Below are 16932 nucleotides of genomic sequence, written 5' to 3'. Positions count from 1 at the left end.
CAGCCCGTCGCCCGACCGCATCACTCCCCGGGGCGCTGCGCGTCACTGCTATTGATTACGGAGCCTTCCCATGGGGCACTACAAGTCGAATCTCCGCGACATCGAGTTCAACCTCTTCGAGGTGCTCGGGCGCGACAAGCTGTACGGCACCGGCCCGTTCGCGGAGATGGACGTCGAGACCGCGAAGAGCATCCTCGACGAGGTCACCCGCCTCGCGGAGAACGAGCTCGCCGACTCCTACGCCGACGCCGACCGCAACCCGCCGGTCTTCGACCCCGCGACCAACACCGCGCCGGTCCCGGAGACCTTCAAGCGGTCGTACCAGGCCTTCATGGACTCCGAGTACTGGCGCCTGGGCCTCCCGGAGGAGATCGGCGGCACCACGTCCCCGCGCTCCCTGATCTGGGCGTACGCGGAGCTGCTGCTCGGCGCCAACCCGGCCATCTGGATGTACTCCTCGGGCCCCGCGTTCGCCGGCATCCTCTTCGCCGAGGGCAACGACGCGCAGAAGAAGGTCGCGGAGATCGCCGTCGAGAAGCAGTGGGGCTCGACGATGGTGCTGACCGAGCCGGACGCCGGTTCGGACGTCGGCGCCGGGCGCACCAAGGCCGTGCAGCAGGAGGACGGCTCCTGGCACATCGAGGGCGTGAAGCGCTTCATCACGTCCGGTGAGCACGACATGTCGGAGAACATCCTCCACTACGTGCTGGCCCGCCCCGAGGGCGCAGGCCCGGGCACCAAGGGCCTGTCGCTCTTCCTCGTCCCGAAGTACCACTTCGACTGGGAGACCGGCGAGCTGGGCGAGCGCAACGGCGTCTACGCCACCAACGTCGAGCACAAGATGGGCCTCAAGGCCTCCAACACCTGCGAGATGACCTTCGGCGACCAGCACCCCGCCAAGGGCTGGCTGATCGGCGACAAGCACGACGGCATCCGCCAGATGTTCATGATCATCGAGTTCGCCCGGATGATGGTCGGCACGAAGGCCATCGCCACCCTCTCCACCGGCTACCTCAACGCGCTGGAGTACGCCAAGGAGCGCGTCCAGGGCTCGGACCTGTCGCAGTTCATGGACAAGACCGCGCCCAAGGTCACCATCACCCACCACCCCGACGTGCGCCGCTCCCTGATGACGCAGAAGGCGTACGCCGAGGGCATGCGCTCCCTCGTGCTCTACACCGCCTCCGTCCAGGACGCGATCCAGGTCAAGGAGGCCGCGGGCGAGGACGCCAAGGCGCTGCACGGCCTCAACGACCTGCTGCTGCCGATCGTGAAGGGCTACGGCTCCGAGCGCTCCTACGAGCAGCTGGCGCAGTCGCTCCAGACCTTCGGCGGCTCCGGGTACCTCCAGGAGTACCCGATCGAGCAGTACATCCGTGACGCGAAGATCGACACCCTGTACGAGGGCACCACGGCCATCCAGGGCCAGGACTTCTTCTTCCGGAAGATCGTCCGCGACCAGGGCGCCTCGCTCAACGCGCTCTCCGAGGAGATCAAGAAGTTCCTCGCCGGCGCCCAGGGCAACGAGGAGCTGGCCCCCGCGCTGGACTCCCTCGCCAAGGCCGCCGTGGACCTGGAGGCGATCGTCGGCACGATGATCACCGACCTCACCGCGACCGGCGAGGACGTGAAGAGCATCTACAAGGTGGGCCTCAACACCACCCGCCTGCTGCTCTCCTCCGGTGACGTCGTCGTCGGCTACCTCCTCCTCAAGGGCGCCGCGGTGGCCGCGGAGAAGCTGCCGACCGCCTCCGCCAAGGACGTCGCCTTCTACCAGGGCAAGATCGCGGCAGCGAAGTTCTTCGCCGCCAACGTCCTGCCCGGCGTCTCGACGGAGCGCGCGCTCGCCGAGTCCGTCGACAACTCCCTGATGGAGCTGGACGAGGCCGCGTTCTAGGCCGTGTGTCGACAGTCCCGCCTGTCCCGCCCTTCGGGCGGACGGCGCCACTCTCGACACACGACCTGAGCCGTCACTCCGTCACCGACGACGGCCCGCCCCCACCACGGCGCATACCGGGGGGCGGGCCGTCGTCATGTCCGCGCCACGTCCTCCCGCCACCCGATCGTGAATGGTTCACAACACGCGTCGTTACAGTGAAGAACATGAGTTCCTCCTCCCACGCTTTCGACAGGTCCCACACCGATGACCTGATGTCCTTCCTGGCCGCCAGCCCGTCGCCGTACCACGCAGTGGCCAACACCGCCGCCCTTCTGGAGAAGGCGGGGTTCCGGCAGGTCGAGGAGACCGCGGCCTGGGACGCGACGAGCGGCGGGAAGTACGTCCTGCGCGGCGGCGCCATCATCGCCTGGTACGTCCCCGAGGGCGCGTCCCCCCACACCCCGTTCCGTGTCGTCGGCGCCCACACCGACTCGCCCAACCTGCGGGTCAAGCCGCTGCCCGACACCGGCGCGCACGGCTGGCGCCAGGTCGCCGTGGAGATCTACGGCGGGACCCTGCTCAACACCTGGCTCGACCGGGACCTCGGCATCGCGGGCCGGCTCTCGCTGCGCGACGGCACCGACGTGCTCGCCTCGGTCGACCGCCCGCTGCTGCGCGTCCCGCAGCTCGCCGTCCACCTCGACCGCTCGGCCAACGACGGCCTGAAGCTGGACCGCCAGAAGCACATGCAGCCGATCTGGGGCCTGGGCAAGGTGGCGGAGGGCGACCTCATCCGGTTCGTCGCCGAGGAGGCGGGCGTCGACCCGGAGGACGTGACCGGCTGGGACCTGATGGCGCACGCCGTCGAGAAGCCGTCCTACCTGGGCCGCGACGAGGAGCTGGTGGCCGGTCCCCGGATGGACAACCTGATCTCGGTGCACGCCGGTGCCGCGGCCCTGGCCGCCGTCGCCCGGCGCCACGCCTCCGAGGGCACCGCGCTCCCGTACATCCCGGTGCTCGCCGCCTTCGACCACGAGGAGAACGGCTCCCAGTCCGACACCGGCGCCGACGGCCCGCTGCTCGGCACCGTCATGGAGCGCTCGGTGTACGCCCGGGGCGGCGGTTACGAGGACCGGGCCCGCGCCTTCGCCGGAACCGTCTGCGTCTCCTCCGACACCGGCCACGCGATCCACCCCAACTACGCGGAGCGCCACGACCCGACGCACCACCCGGTCGTCAACGGCGGTCCGATCCTGAAGGTCAACGTCAACATGCGGTACGCGACCGACGGCAACGGCCGCTCCGTCTTCGCCACCGCCTGCGAGCGGGCGGGCGTGCCGATGCAGACGTTCGTCTCCAACAACTCGGTGTCCTGCGGCACCACGATCGGCCCGATCACCGCCGCCCGCCACGGAATCCGGACCGTCGACATCGGTGTGGCGATCCTGTCGATGCACAGCGCCCGCGAACTCTGCGGCGCCGACGACCCGTTCCTGCTGGCCAACGCCCTGACCGAGTTCCTGGCAGGCTGACACCGAGTCATCGGGCCCCTGCGCCGACATGGTTGACGCCGGGCCGGGTACGCGATCCGTACACCGGCCCGGAGTCACCGGGTCGTCGAGGAGGCGGGAATCATGGGACTCGGAGGATGCATTCTCCTGATCGGTGCCGGCGCGGTACTGGCGTTCGCCACCGACTGGCAGATCGACACCGTCAACGTCGACCTGGTCGGCTGGATCATGATGCTCGTCGGCCTCGTCGGGGTCTTCGCCTACATGAGCATCGCGCGGCGGCGCCGCATGATCGTGCCGCCCACCACCACGGTCGTCTCGGAGGACGAGCGCCGCTACCCGTGACCCGACGGGGACCGGCCCTCCGCACGCGCGCACGCGGCGGCCGGTCCCCCGGGTGAACGCGCGGGCCCGAGCGGGACGTACGCGGCACTGCCGCAGCCCCGGCCGGGTTCTCTCGTCCGGACCGGACGGGCACGCGGGCCGCGGGCCCGCTGCCCGGCACGGCCCGAACGGCGGCCCCCGGCCGAGGCCCCGATATCCTGGCTTCCGGTCCGGGCCCCCACCCCGGGTGCGTACCGCCCGGAAGGAAGCCGCCCGTGGAGTTCCGGCTGCTCGGCGCGGTCTCCGTCGACACCCACCGAGGACCGCTGCCGCTCGGCCCCGCGAAGCGGCGCAGCCTGCTGGCCGCCCTGCTGCTGTCGGTCAACACACCCGTCCCGGTCGCCCGGTTGACGGAGTCCCTGTGGGACGACGTACCCCCGCCGCACGCCCGCAGCGTCATCCAGGGACACGTCTCACGCCTCCGCGCCCTGCTGGTGGACGCGGAGGCCGCGGTGTACGGCGTGGAACTGCTCACCCTCGGCGACGCCTACGTCCTGCGCGCTTCCGAAACCCTGCTGGACTCGCAGCGGTTCGAGGAGCTCCTGATGCTGGCCCGGCAGCAGCGCAGCGCCACCGACTCCGTCCTCATGCTCAAGGACGCCCTCGCGTTGTGGCAGGGCCCCGCTCTCAGCGGGGCGCTCGCCGGGCCTCCGCTGCAGGCCGCGGCGCACACCCTGGAGGAATCCCGGCTGGCCACGGTGGAGGAGCTGGCCCGCGCCTACGGGAACCTCGGCGAGCACCACCGGGCCGCCACGCTCCTGCGGGCGGAAGCCGCGGCCCAGCCGTTGCGGGAGTCCCTGTCCGCGGCCCTGGTCCTGGCGCTGTACCGGGCGGGGCGCCAGTCCGAGGCCCTGGACTGGTTCCACCGCACGAGGCGGCTGCTCGCCGACGAGCTGGGCATCGACCCCGGCCGCGAGCTGGCGGACGCCTACGCGCTGATCCTGCGTGGCGATCCCGGGCCCGCCGCGCCCCCCGCGAGCCGCCGGGAGGCGGAGGCGACCGGTGCCGCGGGCGCGGCGCCCGGCGGCCCGGTGCCCCCGAGGTCCGGAGCCACGCTCCCCGCATCCCCTCCGGCCCCGGCGCCGGTACCGCACCCGTCGGCCGCCCCGCACCCGACCGATCTGCTGCCGCGCGCCCCCCGCGGATTCCAGGGGCGTACCGCCGAACTGGCCGCGCTCACCCGGGCCGCCGCGGGCGAGGCGCCGGTGTGCCTGGTCACCGGACCGGCCGGGGTGGGCAAGACCTCGCTGGCCGTCCAGTGGGCGCACCACAACCCCGCGGCGTTCCCGGACGGGCGCCTCTTCGCCGACCTGCGCGGGTTCAGCGAGACGGGCGAGCCCGCACCGGTCGACGTCCTCCGCGAGTTCCTGCTCGCCCTCGGCGTGGCACCGCGCCGCGTCCCGGAGTCCGCCACCGCGGCGGCGGCGCTCTTCCGCTCCCTGACCGAGCGGCGCCGACTGCTCGTGATCCTCGACAACGCCCGCGACTCCGCCACCGTCCGCGCCCTGCTCCCCGGTGGGACCGACTGCGTCACGGTCGTCACCAGCCGCCACCGGCTGGAGGGCCTCATCGCCTCGGACGCCGCCCGGCCCGTCCCGCTCGACACGCTGGAACCCCGGGACGGCACGGCCCTGCTCGCCGGGGTCCTCGGCGAGGAGAGGGTCCGCGCCGAACCCGTGGCCGCCCACCGCCTGGCCGAACTCTGCGGAGGACTCCCGCTCGCCCTGCGGGTCACGGCCGCCCGGCTGGCCGGCCGGCCGCAGCGGACCCTCGCCGGAATGGCCGAGGAACTCGCCGACGAACGCGGCCGGCTCGCCCGCCTCGACGTGGACGACATCGGAGTCTCGGCCGCTCTCCGGCTGACCGCCCAGCACCTTCCACCGGAGGCGGTCCACTTGCTGGCCCGGCTCGGCCACCATCCCGGCGGCCACTTCGACCCGTACACCTGCGCGGCGCTCGCCGGCACCGGTCCGTCCGCCGCCTCGGCCGCCCTCGAACGGCTCGGCTCCGCGCACCTCGCGACCGAGACCGCGCCGGGGCACTGGGTGTTGCACGACCTGGTGCGCCTGTACGCCCGGGATCTCGACCCGGCGGCCGGGCCGGAGGCCCTGATCCGCGTCCTCGACCACTGCATCGCCACCGCCCTCGCCGCCTCCGAGGCCGCGGAGCCCGGCGGCGAGCCCTGCTTCGTCCTGCCCGAGGACTACCACCGCCCCTCCGCCGTACGGGATTTCGCCGACCGGGCCGCGGCGATGCGCTGGCTGGCGGCCGAACGGGACGACCTGGCGCGGGCCGCCGTCGCGGCCAGGGAGGCCGGCCTGCACGACCGGGCCTGGCGGATCATCCTGCTCCAGTGGCCGCAGGTGGTCTGGCGGGTACGGGACAGCTGGGCCCCCCTGCTGGAGCTGGCGCTGGACTCCGCGCGGGCGCAGCGGGACCCGTACGCCGAGTCGCGGGTACTGAACCTGCTGGGCTGGGTGCTGGTGGAGGAGGGCAGGACCGCCGAGGCGGCCGACCTCCTGGAGCGCTCACCGGGCCTCGCCCGGCAGGCCGGTGACCGGCTGGGCGAGGCGACGGCCCTCATCAACCTGGCAGTCGTCCTGGCCGGTCGGGGCGGGGCCGATACGGCCCTGGAAAGCTGCGAACGGGCCGTCGTGCTGGCCCGGGAGGAGGGCGACCTGCACACGGAGACGCTCGCCCTGCAGCACCTCGCCCGCTTGCAGCTGGGGGCCGACCGGCCCGCCGCCGCCCTGGCGACCGCGCGTGCGGCACTGGACCTGGGCCCGGAACAGCAGGAGGCCGCCCGCCGCTCCCTGCTCCTCGCCGTCGCGGGCGAGGCTCGTCTGGCCCTCGGCGAGGAGGACGGGGGCATCCTGCTGCTGGACCGGGCGGCCGAAGAAGCGGAACGCGCCGGATACGACGAGGGTGCGGTGCGCGCCCTGGAGGTCCTGCTGCGGGTCTCGGCACGGGCGGACCACCGGATACGGCACGAGCTGGCCCTGCGCAGGCTCGCCGACGCGGGCTGAGCCGCCCCGGCCCTGGTCGCCCCGAGCTGAGCGGCGACGGGCGTACGACGGGCCGACGCGCGGGCGGGAGGGCAGGCACGGGGGCCGCGACGACCGTGAGGAGAACCGCTCCAGCGCGGCTGCGGCCCGTGGGCGCGGAACGTCAGCGGGACGTCAGCAGGACACCAGCGGAACGTCAGCGACGGGTCCCAGACTCGGAGATGTCAGCAGCTCACCGCGTTACGGCCTCCGCCGGCACGCCGTCGCCTCACCGCTCCCGGGGGAACCTCCATGCGTACATCCGCCTTCCGCACCCGCACCACCGTCCTCGTCGCCGCGGCCACCGCCGCGCTCTCCCTGACGCTCACCGCCTGCGACGACACCGACTCCGCCACGAAGTCCGCCGGCACGGAGTCCGCCGGTACGGTACTGAGCGGCTCGGCGAAGCCCGCCACCCCCGCCGACCCCACGGCGGACCCGGGCTCCGCGCAGAGCGTCGGCACGGCCAAGAGCACCGGTACGGCCCGGGCCACCGGTACGGGGACGACCGCGGGCGGCGGAACCGGAACCTCCGCGGGCACCCCCGCCTGCACCACCAAGACCCTCGCGATCAGCGCCGAGGTCCAGGACGGCCCGCCCTACACCCACATCGTGCTGACCGCGAAGAACACCTCGGGACAGAGCTGCCTGATGCCGGGCTTCCCGGAGATCCGGTTCCTGGAGAACGCCCTCGGCGCCGCCCCGGCGGTCGCCAAGAGCAAGCCCGCCGAAGCGGTCGTCCTCACCGCCGGTGCTCCCGCCTACGCGGTGGTGCGGCTCTCGGACGGCGGCACGGACGAGGAGGTCAAAACGGCGGAGGACTTCACCATCACCTTCCCCGGCGGCGCCGGCATGGCCACCGTGAAGGCCCCGCAGTCCGGCGGGATCGCCGTCGACCCCGCGAAGTGGGCGACCGGCTACTGGACGCCCGAACTGCGCAACGGCGCCGACGAGTTCTGAGCGCCCGTTCCACGCGGACGCCGGGCCGGGGATGTCCCCGGCCCGGCGTCCGCGTCCGACACGATCCGGCGCGTCAGCCCTGCTCGTCCATGCCCGCGAGCACCAGCGGCAGCCGGGCCACGCCGTCCGCCGTCACCACGACCGGTACGCCCCAGTCCTGCTGGTGGACGTGGCAGGCCGGGTACTCGTTCGCCGGGTCGTCGTCGCAGGACGCGGCCATCGCCGAGACGTGCAGGATGCCCTCGGTGACCCCGTCCGCGAGCACCAGGTCGCGGAAGAGGTCCGTGCCCGAGCCCGAACCCTCGGCCAGCAGCTCCGGCGGGGTCGAGGAGACCAGCAGCCGGGTGGAGGGGCCGTAGCGCAGGTCGAGCTTCTGACCGGCCGGTGCCTGGAAGATCACGTCCAGGCGGAGGCTTCCGGCGGCGACCTCGGTGGCCGCGCGCTGGGTGCGGTGCGCGCCGCCGTCGACCCGCAGGGCCTCCTCGGGCAGCCGCAGCCGGGTCAGCCGGTGCCGCGCCGACTCCACGACCACCAGGTCGCCGTCGACCAGCACGGCGTCGCTCGGCTCCCGCAGATCGGTCGCGAGCGTCGTCACCTCGCCGCTCGCCGGGTCGAAGCGGCGCAGCGCGTTGTTGTACGTGTCCGAGATCGCGACCGAGCCGTCCGGCAGCGCGGTGACGCCCAGCGGGTGCTGGAACAGCGCCTGGTCCGCCGCCCCGTCCCGGTGCCCGAAGTCGAAGAGCCCGGTGCCCACGGCCGTGGTCACCACGCCCGCGCGGTCCACGAAGCGCAGCGCCGAGGTCTCGGAGTCGGCGATCCACAGCCGCTCCCCGTCGACGGAGGCCGCGAGACCGGACGGCTGCGCGAACCACGCCTCGGCCGCCGGGCCGTCGACGAGGCCTTCGTTGGTGGTGCCCGCCGCGACCTGGACCGTTCCGGCCCCGGGGTCGTACGTCCACAGCTGGTGCACGCCCGCCATGGCGATCCAGAGGCGGTCGCCGAACCAGGCGATGTCCCACGGCGAGGAGAGGTCCACCTCGCGCGCCGGACCGGAGGTCGCGGACCCCTGCCACCACTGGTTGCCGGTACCGGCGAGCGTCACCGTGCGGCCGGTGGAGAGGTCCAGGGCGCGCAGCGCGTGGTTGACGGTGTCGGCGACGGCGATCCGGCCGTCCGGCAGCACCGCGAGTCCCTGCGGCTCGCTGAACCGCACCTCGTCCCGGCCGCCGTCGGTGAAGCCGCGCTCGCCGGTGCCGTAGTGGCCGCGCACGGTCTCGCCGTCCGCCTCCAGCTCGACCAGCCGGTGGCGGGTGGTGTCCGAGACCAGGAAGCCGCCGTCGGGCAGCAGCAGCGCCTTGCCGGGGAACCGCAGGTGGGTCGCGACCGGCTCGGGCGCCACGTACGGGCCGTCCCCGCGCCGCAGGGTGCCCTTCGCCGCGTGCTCGGCCTCCAGCTCGTCCACCAGCTTCGCGATGGCGTGGGCGTGGCCCTCACCGGCGTGCTGGGCGACGACGTAACCCTCGGGGTCGATGACCACGAGCGTCGGCCAGGCGCGGACCGCGTACTGCTTCCACGTCGCGAGCTCCGGGTCGTCGAGCACCGGGTGGTGCACCTCGTACCGCTCCACGGCGTCCACCACGGCCCTGTGCTCCGCCTCGTGCACGAACTTCGGCGAGTGCACGCCGATGATCACCACGGTGTCGCGGTGCTTCTCCTCCAGCTCGCGCAGCTCGTCGAGGACGTGCAGGCAGTTCACACAGCAGAAGGTCCAGAAATCGAGGACGACGATACGTCCTCGCAGGTCAGCAAGGGTGTACTGCTGGCCACCCGTGTTGAGCCAGCCGCCCTTGCCGATGAGCTCGGGGGCGCGGACACGGGCACGGTGGGGCGCGGGGGTGGGCGCCGGGACGGCATCGTTCATGCCTCAAGGGTGCCACCCGTGTAGAAATGCCGGACACGCACGTGTGGACGGCCATGCCACCGAAGATGCCCCGTGTCGAGGCGGTGGGCTCCGGACCGGCGACGCGTCCCGACGCCTTCGCCGAGGACCCGGTCGTGGTGGCCGCATGGAACAGGACCGCGCTGCGGGAGTTCGTGGAGAACGAACACCTCGACGTCCGACGCAGCCTGCTCCCCGGTCTGGCGCTGCGGAAGTCGGCGCAACCCCCCGGGCTTCACGGCCTGGTGGACGCCGCGGTGGCGATAGCCCGTTCCCATCCGGACGACTACATCCGCCACCGGGTGGAGCACCAGGTGGGCGACTGAGGGGGCAGGAGGCGTGGCGGGCGGACAAGGGCCCGCCACCCCCCGGCATTACCGGCCACGCCCGCACGACGACGGCACCTCGCGCGCCCCCATGCATTCCGTGCACGGCTCCGGGAACCTGTGCTCCATGAGACTTCTCGTACGCGAGCGACTGTTCGCCATCGGCGACGACTACTGGATCGAGGACACCGAGGGCCGCAAGGTGTTCCTCGTCGACGGCAAGGCCATGCGGGTACGCGACACCTTCGAGCTGAAGGACGCGAACGGCCGGGTCCTCGTGGAGCTGCGGCAGAAGCTGATCAGCGTCCGCGACACGATGATCATCGAGCGCGAGGGCGAAGAGCTGGCCCGGGTCAGGAAGAAGCACCTGTCGCTGCTCCGCAACCACTACCGCGTCACCATGGCCGACGGCACCGAACTCGACGTCAGCGGCAAGATCCTGGACCGCGAGTTCGCCGTCGACTACGACGGTGAGCTGCTGGCCCAGATCTCCCGGCGGTGGCTCAGTGTCCGCGACACGTACGGCATCGACATCGTCCGCGAGGACGCCGACGCCTCGCTGCTGATCGCGGTCGCGATGTGCGTGATCGTGCTGGCGGAGAAGGACCACGACAAGGGGGACGACTGAGGGGGCGCGAGACCGGGACGGGTACGACGGACCTCATCACCGCGATCAGGTTCTGAACCGCCCCTCACCCCTCCGTCCCCGGCCGCTCCACCCCCAGCCGACGGTCCTTCAGCGCCGGGAACTGCGACCGGGTCTTCTCCACCTTCGCGGGGTCGAACTCCACCCGCAGGATCTCCTCGTCCGCCCCCGCCTCGGCGAGGACTTCGCCCCACGGGTCGACCGCGAGGGTGTGGCCCGCCTGGGGGACGTCGGCGTGGGTGCCGGCGGTGCCGACGGCGAGGACGTACGCCTGGTTCTCGACGGCGCGGGCCCGGGCGAGGAGGGTCCAGTGGGCGCGGCGGCGTTCGGGCCATCCGGCGGGGACGACGAGGGTCTGGGCCCCGGCGTCGACGAGGCCCCGGAAGAGTTCGGGGAAGCGGAGGTCGTAGCAGGTGGCGAGGCCCAGGGTGGTGTCCGGGAGGGGGACGGTGACGAGGGTGTCTCCGGCGCCCATCAGGGTCGCTTCGCCCTGGTCGAAGCCGAAGCGGTGAATCTTGCGGTAGGCGGCGACGCGTTCGCCCCGGGGGTCGAGGACGAGGGAGGTGTTGTAGAGGGTGCCGTCCTCGGCGCGTTCGACGAAGGATCCGGCGTGCAGCCAGACGCCCGCTTCGGCCGCCGCGCGGGACATCACCTCGTGGGTGGGGCCTTCGAGGGGTTCGGCCTCGTCGGCGAACCGGGTGAAGGCGAAGGCGCCGACCGGCCAGAGTTCGGGGAGGACCACCAGGTCGGCCGGATGTGGACCTGACGCCTCGCCGACCACGAGCGAAGCCGCCCTCGCTCTGCGGTGATTGACGGGTTCGTCCGGGTTTACCGCGATCTGGATCAGAGAGGCGCGCACAGTACCACCGTCCTGGCATTCGAGCCGTCAACACCGGCCTACGATCGTCACACGAAAGCACTGCCGGGGTGCCTGATCGCAGCGTAACTTGGAACTTTCCGAAGGAACGAACCTCCCACGCAGCTCGCAGACAGCGCCGTCAGTGCCAGCCCACCCGCCCGCACGCCCTGCTCTCCAGCCCACGCACCGAAGAACCGCACGAGGGGTCCCGTGACCGTCCATCCCAGCCTCCAGCCCTACGCCGACGCCTGGACCCACTCCATCGAGGCGATAACGGAGCTGGTGCTGCCGCTCGCCGAGGGGGACTGGAATCTCCGTACGCCGTGCCCCGCCTGGTCGGTGCGCGACATCGTGTCGCACATCATCGGCATGGAGTGCGAGCAGCTCGGCGACCCGCGGCCCATCCACACGCTGCCGCGCGATCTCTACCACGTGCAGAGCGACATGGCGCGGTACATGGAGATGCAGGTCGACGTACGGCGCCACCACACCTCGCCCGAGATGACTTCGGAGCTGGAGTACACGATCATCCGCCGCTCCCGGCAGCTGCGGAACGAGTCGCGCGCGCCCGAGACGACGGTCCGGGCGCCCCTGGGGGCCGAGCAGACCCTCGAAGTCGCCCTGCACATGCGGGCCTTCGACGTGTGGGTGCACGAGCAGGACCTGCGTACGGCGCTCGGGCAGCCCGGCAACCTCGACTCCCCGGGCGCCCACATCGTCCGCGACACCCTGCTGGAGGCGCTGCCGAAGGTCGTCGCCAAGGACGCCGGGGCCCCGCCGAACTCGGCCGTGGTGCTCGACGTCCAGGGGCCTCTGGAGTTCCTCCGTACGGTCCGGGTGGACGCGGAGGGGCGCGGCTCGATCGACGGTTCGCCGTCGCTGGGCCCCGCCGTGACGCTGGCGATGGACTGGGAGACGTACTACCGGCTGGCCTGCGGGCGGGTGCGCCCGTCGGCCGTCGCGGACCGGATCAAGGTCGAGGGCGACGAGGACCTGGCGGCGGCGATCCTGCACCGGTTCGCCGTGACCCCGTAAGGGCTCCGGGGGGGGTGCGTCAGCGGACCAGCGGCAGGAAGACGGTGTCGACGATCTCTTCGAGCACGTCGTCCGGGACCGGGGCGAAGGTCGTGAGGAGTTCGTGGCGCAGCAGGTCGAAGGGGAGTGACCTGACGCGGTCGGTGAGGCGTTCCGGCCGGGCCTCGCCGCGCCGGACGGCACGTTCGTAGAGCACGTCGACGGCTTCCTCGCGCCCGCTGGTGAGGGGGGCGTGCGGGGCACCGGGGCCGGTGGCCCGGTGGTAGTCGGCGAGTTGCACGCTCATGACGGTGACGAGTTCGACGCGGGTGGCGTTGATCTCGCGCATGAGGGTGAGCACGTCCCCGCGCAGGCTCCCCGTGTCGGGGACGTCGAGGAGGGCGCCCTTCATGACGTGCTGGAGGGTGGCCCGGACGAGGGCGTCGCGGTCGGACCAGCGGCGGTAGAGGACGGGCGGGCTGGTGCCCGCGCGCTGGACGACGGCGTCCATGGTGAACCGGGCATAGCCGTTGGCCGTGAGTTCTTCCCAGGCGGCGTCGAGGAGTGCCTTCTCCAGCGCCGGTCCGCGTCGCCGCTCGGCCATCTCGTCTCCTTGAAGGTCGTGCCCCAGAGCCGGTTAGATACATTTGCCTATCTTATTTCGGCGCCCTACGCTGAGCTCCGTAAGATAGGACTCTATATCTTAGGCGGTCGTCGTCCTTGCGTACGCACCACGGGCCCGGGGCCAAGACCGCGCCCCCCGCGAAAGCCCCGTCCCCCCGCTCGCTCCGCGAGGCGTGGCCCGCGCTGACCGGGCTGTCGGCGGTGTTCCTCGTCGAGATGCTGGACAACTCGGTCCTGAACGTCGCGCTCCCCACGATCGGGCGGCAGACGCACGCCTCGACCACCGCGCTCCAGTGGGTGACCGGGGTCTACGCGGTGGTGTTCGGCGGGCTGATGCTCGCGTCCGGCGCGGTGGCCGACCGGTTCGGGCGGCGGCGGGTGATGCTCACCGGCCTGGTGCTGCTGGGCGTCGCGAGTCTGGCGACCGCGTGCGTCACCACCCCGGGGCAGCTGATCGCGGTCCGCGCGGTGACGGGGGTCGCGGCGGCGATGACCACGCCGGGTTCGATGGCCCTCGCCTTCCGGCTGTTCGACGACGACGGGCTGCGCGTACGGGCGACCACCCTGATCTCCACCGTGGGCCTGGCGGGGCTCGCGGTCGGACCGGCGGCGGGCGGTTTCGTCCTCGCGGTCGCGCCGTGGCAGGTGCTGCTGCTGGTGAACGTGCCGGTGGCCGCGCTCGCGTTCCTGGGCATACGCCGGGGCATCGCGCCCGACGGGGCGGCGGAGCTCCACCGCGATCCGGTGGACGCGGCCGGAGCGGCGCTCGGTACGGCGACGATCGTGGCGGCGCTCCTCGCGCCGACGCTCTTCGTGGAACGGGGCACCGGCTCCTGGGCCCCGTGGGCGGCCTCGGCGGTGGTCGCGGCGGGGGCGGTGCTGTTCGTCCTGCGCGAGCGGTCGGCGCGCCACCCGCTCCTCGACCTCCGGCTGCTCGCCGCGCCGCTGGTGTCGAGCGGCCTGGCGTTCAAGGCGGCGGCCGGGCTGGCGACCGCCGGGCTCGGCTATCTGGTGACGCTGCGGCTCCAGCTCGACTGGGGCTGGTCGCCCGGCCAGGCGGCCCTCGGGATGCTGCCGCAGGTGGTGGTGCTGGTCGCGGGCGGCGTGTTCGTCCGGCCGTTCGTGGAGCGGGCCGGGCTCGAACGGGCCGCCCGGCTCAGCGCGTCGGCGGTGGTCGCCGGGCTCGCCGTCCACTCCCTGCTGGGCGGGTACGGCTACGGGTGGGTCGCGCTCGCCCTGGTGCTGGTGGCCGCCGGGATGCGGGTGGTCGGAGTCGTCGCCGGGGTCAACGTGCTCCGCGGGCTGCCCGAGAACCGGACCACGACCGGCGCGGCCCTCGTCGACACCGCGTCCGAGGTCAGCTCCGGCACCGCCGTCGCGATCGCCGGTACGGTCCTCGCCGCGCTGTTCACCGGCTCCGTCGCCGACGCGCACTGGACCGCCCGGCAGACCGCGGAGTTCCAGCGGGCCGCCACGGTCGCGGGCCTCGCGCTCACCGTCCTGGCCGCCGCCCTCGTCGCCTGGGGGTTCGTACGGGCCCGCGCCCGCCGGGCCACCGGCGCCACCGGGTGACCGGTCGCCACCGGCACCCGCACCGGCCGGGGAGACTCACACCGGTACGTGCACCGCCTCCACCCGGCTGACCACGTGGTGCTCGCGCTCCCGGGCCGCCGCGCGCTTCCGCAGCCGCAGGATCTGTACGAGACCGAGCGCCTCCAGAAGAAACACCGAGGAGAACGCGATCGTGTAGTCGTCGCCGGTCGCGTCGAGCAGCACCCCGACCAGGAACAGCGTGGTCATCGAGGCGATGAAGCCGCCCATGTTGACGATGCCGGAGGCGGTGCCCTGGCGCTCGGGCGGGTTGGCGGGCCGGCCGAAGTCGAAGCCGATCATCGACGCGGGGCCGCAGGCGCCCAGCACCACGCACAACACGATCAGCAGCCACATCGGCGCGTGCCCGGGGTGGAAGATCGTGGCCGCCCAGAGCACCGCCGTCGCCCCGACCGTGCCGAGGGCGAGCGGGAGCCGGGCCGCGTGGTGGCGGGCGATGACCTGGCCGTAGACGAGGCCCACCGACATGTTCGCCAGCACCACCAGCGTGAGCAGGCTTCCGGCGGTGCCCCGGCTCAGCCCCTGGTCCTCCACGAGGAACGGCAGCCCCCACAGCAGCAGGAACACCATCGCCGGGAACTGCGTGGTGAAGTGGACCCACATCCCGAGCCGGGTGCCGGGCTCCCGCCAGCAGGCGGCGATCTGGCGGCGTACGTACGCGGCGCCCGCGTGCTCCACGGGCGGGGGCTCGTGGCCCTCGGGGTGGTCCTTCAGGAAGAGCAGCATCAGGACGAGCACCAGCACGCCCGCCATCGAGCTGCCGACGAAGGTCTTCGTCCAGCCGAAGCCGTGCAGGGCGCGGGCGATGAAAAGGGTGGAGACGAGGTTGCCCGCCATCCCGAAGAGGGCGGCGACCTGCCCGATCAGCGGTCCGCGCCGGGCCGGGAACCACCGGCTGCCGAGCCGCAGCACGCTGATGAACGTCATGGCGTCGCCGCAGCCGAGCAGGGCGCGCGAGGCGAGCGCGGTGCCGTAGGACGGGGAGAGCGCGAAGCCGAGCTGGCCCGCGGTAAAGAGGATCGCACCGAGCCCGAGGACCTTCTTGGTGCCGAGCCGGTCGACCAGCAGGCCGACGGGTATCTGCATCCCCGCGTACACGAGCAGCTGGAGGATGGAGAAGGTCGACAGGGCGGAGGCGTTGACGTCGAACCGCGCGGCGGCGTCGAGTCCGGCGACGCCCAGGCTCGTACGGAAGATGATCGCGACGAAGTAGACGGCGACCCCGATGCCCCAGATCCACACGGCCCGTCGGCCGCCGGGCGGGTCTCCGGGCAGCGAGAGGGCGGGCGCACCGGCGGAACTCATCGGTCCTCACCCCGCACCAGCACCCTGACCCGGCCGACGTGCCGCCGGACGACCTCCGCCGCGGCCTCGGCATCACCCGATCGAATGGCTTCCAACAGCTCCGTGTGCTCGGTGATGTTGGTGGCGATCCTGCCGGGGTGCGCCTCCATCACGGCGACGCCCATCCTCAACTGCCGGTCGCGGAGCTGGTCGTAGAGGCGGGAGAGGATCTGGTTGCCCGCGTTGCGCACGATCTCGGCGTGGAAGCAGCGGTCGGCGACGGAGACGGCGGCCAGGTCCCCGGCCCGCGCGAGGGTGGCCTGTTCGGCCAGCAGCTCTTCGAGCCTGCCGATCAGGCGGGGGGAGGCCGGCACCGCCTTGCGGGCGGCGAACTCCTCGACGAGCAGCCGGGTTTCGATGACGTCGGCGATCTCCTGGGCGGAGACCGCGAGGACGAGCGCGCCCTTCTTCGGGTAGAGCTTGATCAGCCCTTCGACTTCGAGGCGGAGCAGCGCCTCGCGCACGGGGGTCCGGGAGACGCCGACGGCCTCGGCGAGGTCGCCTTCGGTGAGGAGCGTCCCGCCTTCGTAACGGCGGTCGAGTACCGCTTCCTTGACGTGGGAGTAGACGCGTTCGGCGGCGGGGGGCGGTTTGGGTTCCGCCCGGTGGGCAGCAGGGGATGCGGGAGGTGCGGCAGGCATGCGCACAGCATAGATACAACATGGACGCATGGGGGGAGCCGTCCGTGATCCGGACGCCACGGTGAACCCGTGGGCCTCTCCCGTACCAGGAGAAACGCCCGCCTCAGGGGCGACCTGGCTGTCGGCGACGCGCGTTACGATGCGCAGCGC

At 72.7% G+C, this 16932-nt stretch carries 14 protein-coding genes; 9 read left to right on the top strand and 5 right to left on the bottom strand.

The features are described 5' to 3' along the window. Positions 1–70: 70 nt before the first annotated feature. The 5 genes from ACFWEE_RS01520 to ACFWEE_RS01500 all read left to right on the top strand — a co-directional run bounded on the left by ACFWEE_RS01520 (position 71) and on the right by ACFWEE_RS01500 (position 7778). Positions 71–1897: an acyl-CoA dehydrogenase gene (locus tag ACFWEE_RS01520; RefSeq protein ID WP_386885369.1), complete on the top strand. Its 1827-nt coding sequence runs from the start codon at positions 71–73 to the stop codon at positions 1895–1897. 206 nt (positions 1898–2103) lie between these two features. Next, a complete protein-coding gene (locus tag ACFWEE_RS01515) occupies positions 2104–3411 on the top strand; it encodes a M18 family aminopeptidase (RefSeq protein ID WP_386885367.1) in 1308 nt (435 codons plus the stop codon). Positions 3412–3513: 102 nt separating this feature from the next. Beyond that, positions 3514–3735, top strand: coding sequence for a DUF6458 family protein (locus tag ACFWEE_RS01510; RefSeq protein ID WP_386885365.1), 222 nt, complete (start codon positions 3514–3516; stop codon positions 3733–3735). Between the two features lie 254 nt (positions 3736–3989). After that, positions 3990–6800 (top strand): BTAD domain-containing putative transcriptional regulator, encoded by a 2811-nt coding sequence (locus ACFWEE_RS01505; protein ID WP_386885364.1) that lies wholly within the window; start codon positions 3990–3992, stop codon positions 6798–6800. Between the two features lie 270 nt (positions 6801–7070). Beyond that, on the top strand, positions 7071–7778 hold the full coding sequence (locus ACFWEE_RS01500) for a DUF4232 domain-containing protein (RefSeq protein ID WP_386885362.1): 708 nt from the start codon (positions 7071–7073) through the stop codon (positions 7776–7778). A gap of 73 nt (positions 7779–7851) precedes the next feature. Here ACFWEE_RS01500 and ACFWEE_RS01495 read toward each other — a convergent pair whose 3' ends face one another. Beyond that, positions 7852–9699, bottom strand: a complete 1848-nt coding sequence (locus tag ACFWEE_RS01495) for an NHL domain-containing thioredoxin family protein (protein ID WP_386885361.1) — start codon at positions 9697–9699, stop codon at positions 7852–7854. Positions 9700–9764: 65 nt separating this feature from the next. Between ACFWEE_RS01495 and ACFWEE_RS01490 the strand changes: the two genes are divergently transcribed. Together ACFWEE_RS01490 and ACFWEE_RS01485 are read left to right on the top strand one after the other, a co-directional pair. After that, complete coding sequence (locus ACFWEE_RS01490) at positions 9765–10043, top strand: hypothetical protein (RefSeq protein ID WP_386885360.1); 279 nt, start codon at positions 9765–9767, stop codon at positions 10041–10043. A gap of 127 nt (positions 10044–10170) precedes the next feature. Beyond that, positions 10171–10671: an LURP-one-related/scramblase family protein gene (locus ACFWEE_RS01485; RefSeq protein ID WP_386885359.1), complete on the top strand. Its 501-nt coding sequence runs from the start codon at positions 10171–10173 to the stop codon at positions 10669–10671. 64 nt (positions 10672–10735) lie between these two features. On the opposite strand, the gene ACFWEE_RS01480 is transcribed toward ACFWEE_RS01485, so the two are convergent. Next, a complete protein-coding gene (locus tag ACFWEE_RS01480) occupies positions 10736–11548 on the bottom strand; it encodes a carbon-nitrogen family hydrolase (protein ID WP_386885357.1) in 813 nt (270 codons plus the stop codon). A 210-nt stretch (positions 11549–11758) separates the two neighbouring features. On the opposite strand from ACFWEE_RS01480, the gene ACFWEE_RS01475 reads away from it, so the two are divergent. Continuing rightward, on the top strand, positions 11759–12583 hold the full coding sequence (locus ACFWEE_RS01475; protein ID WP_386885355.1) for a maleylpyruvate isomerase family mycothiol-dependent enzyme: 825 nt from the start codon (positions 11759–11761) through the stop codon (positions 12581–12583). 19 nt (positions 12584–12602) lie between these two features. Here the strand turns inward: ACFWEE_RS01475 and ACFWEE_RS01470 are convergent, their stop codons facing one another. Beyond that, on the bottom strand, positions 12603–13166 hold the full coding sequence (locus ACFWEE_RS01470) for a TetR/AcrR family transcriptional regulator (protein ID WP_386885353.1): 564 nt from the start codon (positions 13164–13166) through the stop codon (positions 12603–12605). 116 nt (positions 13167–13282) lie between these two features. Here ACFWEE_RS01470 and ACFWEE_RS01465 point away from each other — a divergent pair, with 116 nt between their 5' ends. Next, on the top strand, positions 13283–14758 hold the full coding sequence (locus ACFWEE_RS01465; protein WP_386885352.1) for an MFS transporter: 1476 nt from the start codon (positions 13283–13285) through the stop codon (positions 14756–14758). A 36-nt stretch (positions 14759–14794) separates the two neighbouring features. Here ACFWEE_RS01465 and ACFWEE_RS01460 read toward each other — a convergent pair whose 3' ends face one another. Both ACFWEE_RS01460 and ACFWEE_RS01455 read right to left on the bottom strand, forming a co-directional pair. Further along, positions 14795–16102, bottom strand: a complete 1308-nt coding sequence (locus tag ACFWEE_RS01460) for a nitrate/nitrite transporter (protein WP_386885351.1) — start codon at positions 16100–16102, stop codon at positions 14795–14797. Further along, positions 16099–16782, bottom strand: coding sequence for a GntR family transcriptional regulator (locus ACFWEE_RS01455; protein ID WP_386885349.1), 684 nt, complete (start codon positions 16780–16782; stop codon positions 16099–16101). The genes ACFWEE_RS01460 and ACFWEE_RS01455 overlap by 4 nt, the downstream gene beginning before the upstream one ends. Between the last annotated feature and the right edge of the window lie 150 nt (positions 16783–16932).

The sequence above is a fragment of the Streptomyces sp. NPDC060184 genome (genome assembly GCF_042728795.1).
GTDB lineage: Bacteria > Actinomycetota > Actinomycetes > Streptomycetales > Streptomycetaceae > Streptomyces.
The sequence above is the reverse complement of the archived record's forward strand: the minus strand, read 5'-3'. Positions and strand labels throughout refer to the sequence as shown.